The 13,433-nt window shown below is 40.7% G+C and carries 12 protein-coding genes, 1 pseudogene and 1 riboswitch; all 13 genes and pseudogenes read right to left on the minus strand.

From position 1 onward, the window contains the following. A partial coding sequence (gene nrdD, locus QZ359_RS05065) for an anaerobic ribonucleoside-triphosphate reductase (protein WP_293963562.1) occupies positions 1-607 on the minus strand: 607 nt, incomplete at its 3' end. Positions 608-726: 119 nt separating this feature from the next. After that, positions 727-2,265, minus strand: a complete 1,539-nt coding sequence (locus tag QZ359_RS05070; protein ID WP_293963564.1) for a damage-inducible protein CinA — start codon at positions 2,263-2,265, stop codon at positions 727-729. Positions 2,266-2,519: 254 nt separating this feature from the next. Then, a complete protein-coding gene (gene cls, locus QZ359_RS05075; RefSeq protein ID WP_293963566.1) occupies positions 2,520-4,052 on the minus strand; it encodes a cardiolipin synthase in 1,533 nt (510 codons plus the stop codon). A gap of 240 nt (positions 4,053-4,292) precedes the next feature. Further along, positions 4,293-4,757, minus strand: a complete 465-nt coding sequence (locus QZ359_RS05080) for an SP_0198 family lipoprotein (protein WP_033682416.1) — start codon at positions 4,755-4,757, stop codon at positions 4,293-4,295. An 86-nt stretch (positions 4,758-4,843) separates the two neighbouring features. Next, complete coding sequence (locus tag QZ359_RS05085; protein WP_000464317.1) at positions 4,844-6,094, minus strand: folylpolyglutamate synthase/dihydrofolate synthase family protein; 1,251 nt, start codon at positions 6,092-6,094, stop codon at positions 4,844-4,846. A 205-nt stretch (positions 6,095-6,299) separates the two neighbouring features. Next, positions 6,300-6,605, minus strand: coding sequence for a DUF1292 domain-containing protein (locus QZ359_RS05090; protein WP_000017620.1), 306 nt, complete (start codon positions 6,603-6,605; stop codon positions 6,300-6,302). Positions 6,606-6,620: 15 nt separating this feature from the next. Further along, positions 6,621-7,040 (minus strand): Holliday junction resolvase RuvX, encoded by a 420-nt coding sequence (gene ruvX, locus QZ359_RS05095; RefSeq protein WP_293963628.1) that lies wholly within the window; start codon positions 7,038-7,040, stop codon positions 6,621-6,623. Between the two features lie 3 nt (positions 7,041-7,043). Further along, the gene (locus QZ359_RS05100; RefSeq protein WP_000507059.1) at positions 7,044-7,310 is read right to left on the minus strand and encodes an IreB family regulatory phosphoprotein; all 267 of its coding nucleotides are present in this window, start codon (positions 7,308-7,310) and stop codon (positions 7,044-7,046) included. Positions 7,311-7,396: 86 nt separating this feature from the next. Then, on the minus strand, positions 7,397-7,966 hold the full coding sequence (locus QZ359_RS05105) for an SP0191 family lipoprotein (protein ID WP_293963655.1): 570 nt from the start codon (positions 7,964-7,966) through the stop codon (positions 7,397-7,399). A 216-nt stretch (positions 7,967-8,182) separates the two neighbouring features. Next, complete coding sequence (gene spx / locus QZ359_RS05110; protein WP_000591165.1) at positions 8,183-8,581, minus strand: transcriptional regulator Spx; 399 nt, start codon at positions 8,579-8,581, stop codon at positions 8,183-8,185. A gap of 135 nt (positions 8,582-8,716) precedes the next feature. Beyond that, on the minus strand, positions 8,717-11,377 hold the full coding sequence (gene mgtA / locus QZ359_RS05115) for a magnesium-translocating P-type ATPase (protein WP_293963671.1): 2,661 nt from the start codon (positions 11,375-11,377) through the stop codon (positions 8,717-8,719). A gap of 194 nt (positions 11,378-11,571) precedes the next feature. Further along, positions 11,572-11,722, minus strand: a riboswitch (M-box (ykoK) riboswitch). A gap of 57 nt (positions 11,723-11,779) precedes the next feature. Continuing rightward, positions 11,780-12,841, minus strand: a complete 1,062-nt coding sequence (locus QZ359_RS05120) for a Xaa-Pro peptidase family protein (protein WP_049534801.1) — start codon at positions 12,839-12,841, stop codon at positions 11,780-11,782. Beyond that, positions 12,834-13,433: pseudogene (locus QZ359_RS05125) on the minus strand (excinuclease ABC subunit UvrA); the annotation flags it as partial. The gene QZ359_RS05120 and the pseudogene QZ359_RS05125, both read right to left, overlap by 8 nt.

Below are 13,433 nucleotides of genomic sequence, written 5' to 3' on the forward strand. Positions count from 1 at the left end.
TAAAACCATTTTCCAACATACCTTTAAAATCAATCAAACAGCAGTTGGTCATAGGTGTATAGGGACTGTAGTCCAAATCGTGATAGTGGATATCCCCTTTTTGGTGGGCATTGGCTACGTGCTTAGGAAGCATTTGCAGTCCGATTGATTTCCCAACAATTCCTGCTGTCAAATCACGCTGGGTGTTGAAGACATCACTGTCTTTATTAGCATTTTCATTGACAACTGCCTGATCTTTGTTAAGAAGTTTATGGATACTAAAGTTAATATCTGTCGCTTTTGAGCGCTCAAAATCCCTCTGTGTCCGATAAGTAATATACTCTTCAGCTAGCGCATATTCTTTGGCTTCGAGGAGTTCATGTTCTACGATATTTTGGATTTCGTAAATCTTAACTCCCTTTGGAAAGCGACTATGAATTTCTGTGACAATTCGCTCGGTCAGAGCATTTAGGCGTTTTTCGACCAAGGGTGTCACATCCATAACCTTGTCAGCCGCCTTGTGGAGAGCCTTGTCAATCTTGTCCACATCAAATACAACACGTCTCCCATCTCGTTTCTCGACGAAGAGAGTTGGCAAAATTGTAATTTTTTCTTCTAGTGCAATCATATGCATGCTCTTTTCTAAAATGTTCTTTCTAAAAAGTATTATACCACTCTAAAAAGAAAAATCAATATCTTGTGTTAAAAATCCTAAAATTTTTAAAAATACACAAGATATTGATTTAGTTATTTAATTTTATAGACTTTAAACTCTGAGTAATCAGTCTTTACTGGTTGGTAATTTTCTTTCAAGATTGTTTCCACTTCAGACCAGACTGCTACCTTATCGTTCACCACAATCATCTTGGGTTGTTTTTCTTTCAAGTCATTGAGTAGCTTATTCCGATTTTCCTCAGTTGCTGTATAGTGCAACGGGGACAAAATAGCCGATGGCGACAAGCGCTCACTCTTACGATAAAGAGTTGCAGTATCATCCCATGCATAGATAGCATCTTCCGTACTTGTCTCCTCTTTCACTAAATCAGCAAGACGATCACGTTCTTGATAAGGGACCGGATAAAGGACAAACCTCATCAAAAAAGGAACAGCCAAAAGATATAACAAAGTTAAAATAGGTAAGTAAAGATTCCCCTTAGTATAGCGATGCCAGAGACTAACAGGCTCTTCTCTGCGTCTTCTTCTAACGCTACGACAACTCTGTTGCCCCTTGATATTGGATACTAAAAGCAGAAGAAAGACAGGGAAAATGAGCATCAAACGGGATGCATGTAGAGGATCCTGTGTAAAGAAAATCACTACCAAACCTAAAATTAGGAACAAACTCGCAGGCACTGAGATGACATATAGTTTAGAGGATTTAGATTGAAAGAGACCTAAAAAGACAAAAACCAAAACTCCCATACCAAGAGCCAACAACCCATAAAACAAAACATTTTCTAACAATGCCGAAACAGAAGCTAAACGAATAGAATTAATTGGATACAAAATTCCACTAATCGCATCCTCAAAACTTCCTGTTGCAACACTATAGTAGGCAGTTGGATAAAAGACCAGTGAAAAACCTAAAGCCACTGCAATAAACTGATAAAATCCATGTGCAAAACGTCTATGCCCAAGGTTAAAGACCAACAAGCCTAAACTCACTACAGCAATAAACAGGAGCGATGACAAGGGAGCAAAGAAAAATCCGCCCGCCAAAGCCAGCCCAATCCGTACAAATCCCTTGTCATGACTTGGATTGCTTAGATAAGTCGCAACTAAACTAAAGGCCGCGAATAAGAAGGGAAGCGCTAAAAGAGTCGCATAACCTCCACCAAACGCAAGACCTGTAACTAGCATGTAAAAAATAGTCACCACTTGTCCAGCTTGGTCTCCTTGCTCTGTCAAGGTGTTTGCCGATCGAAAGAGGAAAAATCCGCCTGCTACCAAGGCTAACCACTCAAAAATGGCAAAGAAAAATCCGCCCTGAGTCACGTAAGTCAGCAAATAATAAAGCAAACCTTGACTTCCATAATAGTCGCTGTAAATTTTCCCTGCCTGATGAAGGGCCCAACCTGTATAAAAATCCTGCACTTCTTGTGCACTCATTAAATCGAGTAATAGCGGTACTCCTAGAGTTATCCCTGTTACAAGCGTACTCCATAGTAAAATTTTTACCAAAGGAAGACGACTTGATTCACGATGATGCGATTCTTGTTCGATTTGGTATTCTAGAGGTTCACGATTCTCCTGATGAACTTCTTCTACTCTACCATACACACTCATATCGTTTCTCCTATTCAATTTATCTGTCTTAGTATATCAAAAAGTCCTAGGATTGTCAGCTTGCGATGGGTGTTTGAGTGATTTTTTGTATAGTTTCACAAAGGTTTCAATTTCTCGAAATCGGTGTAAATGTGTCTGTTTAAATATCATGATATAATCCAATTCTTTCTGAGTTAACATCTTGCCTCCTACATCTTCTTATTCGTAAAAGACAAGAAAAATAGGACTGGTTTGTGTCCTCAGTCCTAGATTTCTTATAAGATAGGGGCGAATAACTGGGCAATTTCCTTAATCAATTTTTGATACCAGCTATTTTTTATCGTATGAGGGAAAATTTCTTGCGATACCGAAAAAATCTCTTGAAAATCTTTTTGAATCTCAGTGATTGATTCTGTTTTATATAGCAAGACTGCATTTTCATAGTGGTGAAGCAAACTTCTATAATCTAAGTTAATGGTTCCAACTGCAGCAAAGTCCTTATCCACTAAGATTTGTTTACTGTGGATAAAGCCTGGACTATACTCAAAAATCCTCACTCCTGCTGACAGTAAATCCGGATAGGCCCCTCTTGTGATGAGTTGGATTAATTTCTTATCTGGAATGAAAGGAGTCACGATGCGGACATCGACACCCCTCATGGCCGCATTTTTAATACTCTCGGTTAAGTCATAGTCAATAATCAAATAGGGTGTTGTGATATAGACTGAATCAGTAGCCTGATTAATCAAACTTTGATAAACTTTTTTCCCTACCTGGGTACGGAAGATGGGCTTGGGTCCACTACCGTAAGGAATGCAGAGCCCTTGGCCAGAACAAGGCTGATTTTCCAGGTGATACTGGTCAAAATCGCTGATTTCCCCACGATTGATGTACCAAGTCATCAAAAAAAGACGGGTTAGAGCCTTGACACCAGGGCCATCTAAGCGAATCCCACTGTCCTTCCAATAGCCAAAGCGTTCTATATGATTGATGTACTCATCGGCTAAGTTAATGCCTCCTGTATAGGCTACCTGACCATCTATGACAAGGATTTTACGATGGTCCCGATTGTTGTAAGCCACCGTCAAACGAGGAATCACCTTGTTAAACTTATGGGCTTCAATTCCTCGACTACGAAGTTGAATAGTATAGTCTCCAGGCAAAGTCGCCATACAGCCGATATCATCATAGAGCATCTTGACCTCTACACCCTGAGCTGCCTTTTGCTCTAGTATATCTAGTATGCTATTCCACATCAAACCTTCTTCGACAATATAGTACTCTAGAAAGATAAATTTCTCAGCTTTCTTGAGGTCTTCCAACATATGTTGCCACATGCTTTCACCCGAAGAAAAGAATTGTGAATCTGTTCGATCATAGACATCGGCATTGCTATCCATACTTAGCAAAGATTTGATAACTCCGTAAGCCGCCTTATCATCTTCCTTCAATTTCTGGCGGAGAGCTTTACTGTTATCCTCCCGAAAATGCATAGAACCAAGTTTGTCCAACTGCTTGATTTCTTTTTTGGACAATCGCCTTTCACCAAACATCAGATAGAGCAAGGGTCCGATGACAGGAACAAAAGTTACCACTAACCACATTACTTTACTATCAGGTGTCATTGAACGATTGACAATTGCGACAATAGTCGCCATACTCATAAAAATTAAGACAATAACCCATAGAATAGGAGCCATACGCCCTAAGTAAAGAAAGAGACCAAAAACAAGAGAAAGTTCAAGCAGCATAATCGAAAGACTAAAGCCATACTTGGACATTAATAATTGAAATTTTCTATATTTCATATCCCCTCCTTGATATTTTGATACTCAATGAAAAAGGAAGCTAGCCGCAGGTTGCTCAAAACACTGTTTTGAGGTTGCAGATGGAAGCTGACGTGGTTTGAAGAGATTTTCGAAGAGTATGAATGCTAAAAACAGGTAATTGATACTAGTATAACTCAGGTATTCGGTAGAAGGCAAGTATTTATAATCATTTTTCTGCGTAAAAACAAAAGAGACTGACAAAACCAGTCTCCTTCTAGTCTATTTTGATAAAACAATGCGATCAGACGCTTCTCTATCCATATCGTCGATAATCATCTGATTTCCATTGATTGCATAAATCTTGACATCATCCCCAATAATCATACGTTGATTAGCGGCATCGAAGCTAACCTGCTTGATTTCTTGATCTCCGTCAGTTTCTACCTGTGTCCAGGTGCCCGTTGTACCAGTTACCACTAAAGTGATACGGTCTCCCTCGTCCTGACCGGTATAGGTTCCATCAATATCAGTTGGTTGAGCCTCGGGCGCATTTTGTGAAGAACTTGTTGCTGCCTGGCTGCTATTTTCTGTAGAAGATGAAGCAGCAGATTGTGATTGCTGAGTTTGTTGTGTTTGCGAGTGAGTTGCTGGTTGTTGAACTTGTTGTGCTCTTTGTGAACAAGCTACTAAAAGACTAAGACTTGCTAGAGAAGCAAGAGAAAGTGTGAATCTTTTTAATTTCATGATAAATTTCCTTTCTGATACCAATTTACAGAAGTTTTTCCTTCTAACTAGTAGTTTTCCTAGTATAACAAGTTCAAAAAAGGAGGTCAATTTATCTGCTCATGCCCCAGTAGATAGCCCCGTACCTCTGAGATAAAATAGAGAGAACCTGTAACGAACAACAAATCCTGGACATCTACTCTTGCTTCAAAATTGCTAATAAATTCTCGGTAAGAAGGAACTATATCGTAACCTGTTACATCTGTTTCATCCAAAGAACCTTGATAGTCAAAGCCTGTCACCTTGAGTTCCACCTGAGGCAAATTCTCAGTCAAGTAACCCAACATCCCTTGATAATCCTTCCGTTTCAAGGCTCCAAATAGGATTTGAGGCCGATATCCTTCCTGCTCTTTTTCTTTAATAAATTCAACCAAGCGAGTCAAGGCAGGGAGGTTATGAGCACCGTCCAAGTAAATCTGAGGGCAAATACGCTCCAAACGCCCAGCCCAATGGGTCTTCTCCAAAGCCTGTCTTACAACCTGCTCATCAACAACTTCCTTTCCTTCCCTCATAAAGAGAAGAAACGTTTGTAGCGCCAAGGCCGCATTTTCCTGCTGATAAGCTCCTTCCAAACCTATTTTCAACTGTGAAAGGTTAGCCAAAGAGCTTGAAAAATTCCCATTCAGCATTGAAAAATCTTGGCCTGCCTGATAAAGGTCAACAGCTAAAGAGTCTGCTTTTTTCTGACAAACAAGCCTAGCTTCTGAAGGCAACTTAGCAATCACTGCCTTTTTACCAGCCTTAAAAATACCAGCTTTCTGCTCTGCAATTGCTGCTATATTGTCACCCAGAGTCTCCTGATGGTCAAGTCCGATGGAGGTGATGACAGCAATCTCTCCAATTACCACATTGGTTGTGTCAAGTAAGCCACCAATTCCCACTTCTAATAGAACTAAATCCACCTCTTGCTCTCTAAAATAAAGAAAAGCAATCAAGGTCAGCAATTCAAAAAAGGACAACTGATCATGGGTTTGCAGAAGCATTTTCTCCATCTCCTTGACCTGATTAGCCAAACGAATGAAGTCTGCATCAGCTATTGGTTGCCCGTTAATGCAGATTCGATCATTGATAGAGACGATATGAGGGGAAGTAAAGGTCGCAACTTTTTTGTCATGCCCCATAAATAACTCCCTCATAAAAGCAATGGTAGATCCTTTTCCATTAGTTCCTGTTACGTGGATAATAGGATAAGACTTCTCGGGATTCCCCAACAAATCCACCGCTTGTTGCATTCGGCCCAAACCTGATCGAAAATTCAAACCAATCCGACTATGAAGCCATTCTTCTACTTCAAACATATACATCTCCTTAATTACAGGTTCAATCAACTGCCTCAATAAAGTCTCATAACTAACAAAAACGAGGCCAGGATTTTCGTCCCGACCTCTTACCTGGTTAGCTAATAACTAGCTACTATGAATATTAGCTTGGGGTAAAACATCCACTGGATGTGCCTGCGTTTCTAATTTCTAGCGCAGTGCTAAACACGTCCACTGGACGTGTTTACTCCTCCATAAAGCTGTTGAAGACTTCTTCAATCATGTTCCATTCGTCTTCTGAGTCTTCTGGGATTGGTTGCAATTCGCCTTCTGTTCCATCTTCGTTTTCGATGAATGAGTAAGCTTGGATTTCAACTTGTCCGTCTTCGTCTTCTTCTGCGTTAACTGGTACTAGAAGAACATAGTTTTTACCAAATTCTTCTTTTCCGTCAATGGTCAAAAGGATTTCAAACAAGGTTTCATTTCCTTGTTCATCTACTAGTGTGATTAGTTCACGTTCTTCGTGGTCGTGGTTATGATCGTGTGACATAGCCTCTCCTTTATATTAAAATTTTCTATCTAAATAATTTTGTAAAATCAGCTGAGCTGCTAACTTATCAATGACTTTCTTGCGCTTATTGCGGCTGATATCTGCTTGTTCAATCAACATACGCTCAGCGGCCACTGTTGTCAAGCGTTCATCTTGATAGTCTACTGGTAAACCAAAAAGCTCTTCTAGCTTTGCTCCGTATGCTTGACTAGCTTCCACGCGCGGTCCGCTTGTATTGTTCATGTTTTTAGGCAAACCCACTACAAATCGTTCCACCTTGTAAGTATCAACCAACTCCTTAACGCGATCAAAACCAAATTGGCCTTGCTCCTCATTGATTTGGATGATTTCAAGCCCTTGAGCTGTAAAACCGAGCGGATCGCTAATCGCCACCCCTACCGTTTTTGAACCGATGTCCAATCCCATAATTCTCATAGGTTATAGATCGACTCCTTGTCCTTTAAGGTAGTAGCGGACCAATTCCTCAACGATTTCATCACGCTCATATTTACGGATTTGATTTCGTGCATTATTATAACGAGGAACGTAGGCAGGGTCTCCACTCAATACGTAACCTACGATTTGGTTAATTGGGTTGTAGCCCTTATCGTTCAACGAAGCGTAGACATCAGTCAAAGTTTCGCTAATTTCTTTTTTATTGGAATCGTCCAATTTAAAACGTACTGTTTCTTCAGTAAATCCCATTCTAACACCCTCTTTCCTTAGAATAGTACCATTATAGCATAATTCCTTACCTTCTACAAATCAGGCAGTCTATTTATTTGGATTTTCTATTGTTCTGTCGCACCATTTGCCAGTCTGTCTGAAATATATTTGCTTGGTTCATTCTTCAAGAGATTTTCTAAACCAATGTTCTTCAGATACTCAGTCTGAGAAGCCTTCTTGACATCCAAAACTTGAAAATCATAACTAGTCGTTGTTTGAAGTTCTGTTGCACTTAATAATTTGGTTTCGAGCTTAAAGCCTGCCAATTTACGAGCTTCTATGATGGATTCATCTTTCTCTTCCGCCTCGAGAAGAGCTTTTTGAGTTTCTTCCACTCCATGTTGGTCAATATAAGTCTTCAGCTCATCTGAGACTGGACGCTTTTGTTGAATAGTTAGGCTCAAAAAAGTCTTGTCTTTATAAGTAATGGTTTGGGTTTGCTGGCTACCATCATCTGACTTGGGCAAGACCAAAGTCTTGGTTACAACTGTATTCTTCTCTGCATTCTCAATAACTGGCAATGCTGACTGAAGCGTATCCTTTTCTGTTTTTGTAGCTGGTCCAGTTTCTTTTTTCTGTCCGCATCCAACCAAGACAAAAAGGAAAGCTAGACTAACAAGAACAATTTTTTTCATTTCTTTCTTCTTTCTTTTTAAAATTAATACTCAATGAAAATCAAAGAGCAAACTAGGAAACTAGCCGCAGGCTGCTCAAAGCACAGCTTTGAGGTTGCAGATAAAACTGACGAAGTCAGGAACATGCATACGTCAAGGCAATGTTGACGCGGTTTGAAGAGATTTTTAAAGAGTATAAAATAGAATAAGACTGGGAGTTGCTCCCAGTCTTGATGTTTATAGAGCTGCACGCAAACGTGCTTCTGCATTTTCTACATTACGGACAGAGCGTGGTAGGAAGGCACGAATATCGTCTTCCTTATAGCCAACTTGCAGGCGTTTTTCATCTACAAGAATTGGGCTCTTTAAAATTCTCGGCGTTTCCATAATCAGATTGAGGACTTCATTGACGCTCAAATCTTCAATATCCACTCCAAGGGCTTTGGCATAGCGATTTTTAGATGAAACGATGCTGGCTATTCCGTTATCTGTTTTTGTCAGAATATCCAGTAATTCTTCTCGCGTAATTCCTTCTTTACCAAGATTTTGTTCTTTATAACTTAACTGGTGGGCATTGAGCCAGGTTTTTGCTTTTTTACAGCTAGTACAACTTGAGACTGTATAAATTTTAATCATGTACCTACCCCTTTCGCTACATGTTACTATCAGTTTAGTCTATTATACCATAAAAAACATCCGACTTGCGACCTATTTTTAAATTTTTTTGACTTTTTTCGTCATTTTCGTACTTTTTTCTTGACAAAATGAAATTTACAGCCATTCTTTATATTTCTTGATATAGATTTTTTTCACAATTGTCACGCTAATCATATACAAAATAATGATGAAAAGTAAAAAGATGAAATAAATCGATTTTAAAGGAGTTAGATGAAGTAGGATTGCGAGTGGACTGTAGGGAAGGAAGGTAACAAAGGCTGCAGCCAATAAGGTTGTCACAAGGACTAGCCAAGCTGGACGACTTTGTAAAAAGGGAATTTTGGCTGAACGCAGCATATGGATAACCATGGTCTGTGACCACATGGACTCGATAAACCAACCTGTCTGAAACAAGACAATAAATCCTACGGCAGACTCCGCTCCATGGACATAGGCTTGACCTGTTGTCATGGGTACAATGATAAAATAAAGCAAAATAAAGGTCAAAATATCAAAGGCAGAAGAGATAGGTCCCATCCAAATCATGAAACGTGTGATGGACTTGGCTTCCCAGGTATGCGGATTTCTCAAAAAATCTTTATCCACCTTGTCAAAAGGCAAGGCAATACAAGACAAATCATAGACTAGATTTAGGATAATCAAATGGACTGGTGCCATTGGTAAAAATGGCAAAAAGATTCCAGAGACCAATAGGGATAAGATATTTCCAAAATTAGAACTCACTGTCATTTTGATATATTTAGTCATATTGGCATAGACCTTACGCCCTTCAACAAGTCCTTTTTCCAGCACCATGAGATCCTTATCAAGTAGAATAACATCAGCCGTTTCTTTGGCAATATCTACTGCTGTGTCAACAGAAATCCCCACATCTGCGACTTTCATAGAAGGAGCATCATTGATCCCATCTCCCATATAGCCTACAGCATGACCATTAGCCTTAAATTGCAAAATAATCCTTGCTTTTTGGTCAGGAGAAAGTTTGGCAAAGACTGTTACCTCCTCCACGGCTTGAGCCAATTCTTGATCACTCATCTGATCAATTTCAGATCCTAACAACATCTGATTGATATCCAAACCAACCTTTTCACAGACTGCTTGGGTAACTTTTTCGTTGTCTCCCGTCAAAATCTTTGTTTGAACCCCATGCTCTAACAGAGCCTTAATTGCTGGTGCTGCAGATGGTTTAGGAGGATCTAGGAAGGCTAAATAACCAGTTAGAATCATATCCCCTTCATCATCAACTGTATAGGCATGACCTTCCCTCAAACCTGACTTATAGGCTACTCCCAAGACACGCAAACCTTGTTGATTTAGCTGTCGGACTTCCGCTAAAATTTCTTCTCTAATAACATCTGTCAAGGAAGTAATCACTCCATGGTATTCCGCATGACTGGAAATCGTCAACATTTCCTCTAGGGCACCCTTGGTTACCAAACTAACAACTTCGTGTTCATCCTTAACGATAACACTCATCCGTCTACGTTCAAAATCAAAGGGAAGCTCATCTATTTTTTGAAAAGTTTGAGCCAGATTTTGCAAAAGGGCGTGTTCTTTTGCTTCCTTTTCAGTCCGTTTGATGATGGCTCTGTCCATCAAATTTTTCAAGCCTGTTTGAAAATAAGAATTGAGATAAGCTCGTCTCAAGACGGTCAAATCCAAGCGTCCGTGGATGTCCAAGGGATATTCAAGGACAATTTCGTCTTGGGTTAGAGTTCCTGTCTTATCTGTACACAAAATATCAATCGCCCCTAAGTCCTGTATGGCATTGAGTTTCTTGATAACCACTTTTTCCTTGGCCATAATGATGGAGCCTTTTGCTAGACTGGCCGTGATAATCATAGGAAGCATCTCAGGTGTCAATCCAACACCAACACTCAAAGCAAATACGCCAGCTTCTAACCAATCTCCATCTGTTAAACCATTGGACAAGAAAACGATGGGCACCATGACCAGCATCAAACGAATCAAGAGCCACGAAATACTATTCATCTCCCGTTCAAACGAAGTAGGCTCATCATAGGTGTTCAAAGTCTGCTCAATGGCTCCCATCATGGTATCATCACCAACTGCTAAAACCACGGCCTTGGCACTACCAGATAAGACATTGGTTCCCATAAAGGCGAGCGCTTCTGCTTCTAGCAGACTATCAGATTGTTGAACTGTTGCCTTGGTCAAGGACAATTTTTCAACCGATTCACTTTCACCTGTCAAGCCCGACTGTTGTACAAAGAAATCGCGCGACTCAAATAAAAGAAGATCTGCTGGAATCATGTCTCCAGCACTTAATTTAACCACGTCACCCACTACCAAATCATCGATAGGTACTTCTTGAATTTCTCCTTGACGAATGACAGTCGCTGTGTTGACAATCATTTTTGATAGATTGGTCGCAGCCTTATCACTACGGAGTTCTTGGACAAAGCGTATGCCACCAGAAATGAGGACTAGGACAACGATGATAATAGAAGTCGTCGGATCCTCTTGACCTGGTTTTGCCAACCAGACATTGGTCACCAAGGAAATCACGGCGATGACCAGTAAGATGATCGTAAAAGGATTGATAATGGATTCGTAAATCTTTTTGAGGATACTGTCTTCTTGACCCTTTGTGATGGTATTTTCGCCATATAGGTCACGATTTTTCTCCACCTGCTCCTCAGTCAAGCCTGTTAGACTTGTCTTATAAAAAGATAGAGTTTCGTTTAAAGATGTATGAATAGCTGTTGCTAATCTTTCTTTTGTAGTTTTCATTGGTTTCTCCTATCTGTATGAATGATGTGTTTCATACACAGAGACCAATCACTTTATAAGGGCAGAACGACACAAATCAGTGATTGGCTGTGTATGTGCGGTTCCGGATGATCGTCAATTTGCATCGTTTAGCTCCTTTCTTTGATTTAAACAGTAGAAAATCCCACCATAAAATGGCAGGATTAAAAAACTAATTATCTGTTTTTCGTTCAAGCTTTAACTCCATAGGGCAATGTAATGAGCTTAGTCTTGGCCTTCGCGACCAGGACTGTTGACCAACGAGTAGTGTCTCCACTGCTTTGCGGTAGTCATCCGTATCCCTATGGTAGCCTCACCTACCGTTTTCGTCTTTCAGTATAAACCTTTAAAATTTAAAAGTCAATCATTTGAGTTGTTTAACTCTTAAATAACTATCAACTCTTTTGGAGCAAGGGTCAATAATTCACAACCTGTCTCTGTAATCAGAATATCATCCTCGATACGAACGCCATATTTACCTTCGATATAGATACCTGGTTCATCGGTTAAGGCCATACCTGCCTTAATAGTTTCTGTAGAAGTCTGGCTAAAGTAAGGCTCTTCATGAATATCCAGTCCAATACCGTGTCCGATACCGTGGGTAAAGTAGTCGCCATAACCTGCCTCGATGATAATATCGCGAGGAATTTTGTCAAAGTCTCGGAAACCTAATCCTGCCTTAGCCTGGTCAATCAAGGCTTGGTTGGCTTTCAGAACCGTATTGTAAATCTCCGCCTGCTCATCGCTGACATGCCCTAGATAGATAGTCCGTGTCATATCACTGACATAGTGGTCATAAAGGCAACCAAAGTCCATTGTAATGGCTTCTCCTAGCTCCACTGGTTTGTGCATTGGATGGGCATGGGGCTTAGAAGAGTTGATTCCGCTAGCTAAGATAGTGTCAAAAGACAAGCCAGATGCTCCCAACTCACGCATGCGGAAGTCAAGGAAGTTGGCAATCTCAATCTCAGTCTTTCCTGGCTTAATAAAGTCAAGCGCGTCGCGGAAAGCTTGGTCTGAGATAGAACAAGCCTTGCGAATAGCTGCAATCTCTGCCTCATCCTTAATCATTCGAAGACCTTCGACAAACTGAGTTTGTGGAAGCAAGTCCAAACCTGCAAAAGCTGCCTGCATACGGTGATAATAAGAGACTGAAATCTCATCTTCAAAACCGATACGAGACAAGCCCATGTCCTTGACAATTCCTGCAATGACAGCCAATTCATCACGGTCTGCCACAATCTCAAAGCCACTGGTTTCTTGCTTAGCTGCAATGATATAGCGAGAATCCGTCACCAAGATCTGACGGTCACGGCTGATAAAGACTGTTCCGTTTGAGCCCCAAAAACCAGTCAAGTAGTAGACGTTTTTAAGATTGTTGATGATGATACCATCTAGTTCTTTTTCTTGCATTTTAGCTAGAAATGCTTGTACGCGTTTATTCATGATGTAATTTTCCTTTCAAATACTGTCCTGTGTAGCTGGCTTCGTTGGCCGCTACTTCTTCTGGAGTTCCTGTTGCGATGATGGTTCCACCACCGACACCACCCTCAGGTCCCAAATCGATGATATGGTCGGCCGTCTTAATGACATCTAGATTGTGCTCAATGACGAGGACTGTATTGCCATCGTCTACAAAGCGAGCCAAGACTTTAAGCAAGCGAGCAATGTCCTCAGTATGCAGCCCTGTCGTTGGCTCATCCAGAATGTAGAAAGATTTTCCTGTCGATCGTTTGTGAAGTTCACTAGCCAGTTTCATACGCTGGGCTTCTCCCCCAGAAAGGGTGGTAGCTGGTTGCCCTAGCGTCACATAGCCCAGTCCCACATCCTTGATGGTCTGGAGTTTACGTTGAATCTTAGGAATGTGTTGGAAGAACTCTACCGCGTCGTTGACGGTCATGTCCAAGACCTGCGAGATATTTTTTTCCTTGTAGTGGACTTCTAGGGTCTCACTGTTGTAGCGGGTCCCGTGGCAGACTTCACAAGCCACGTAAACATCTGGCAAGAAGTGCATCTCAATCTTGATAATCCCGTCACC

Source organism: Streptococcus sp. (assembly GCF_019414905.1).
Classification (GTDB): domain Bacteria; phylum Bacillota; class Bacilli; order Lactobacillales; family Streptococcaceae; genus Streptococcus.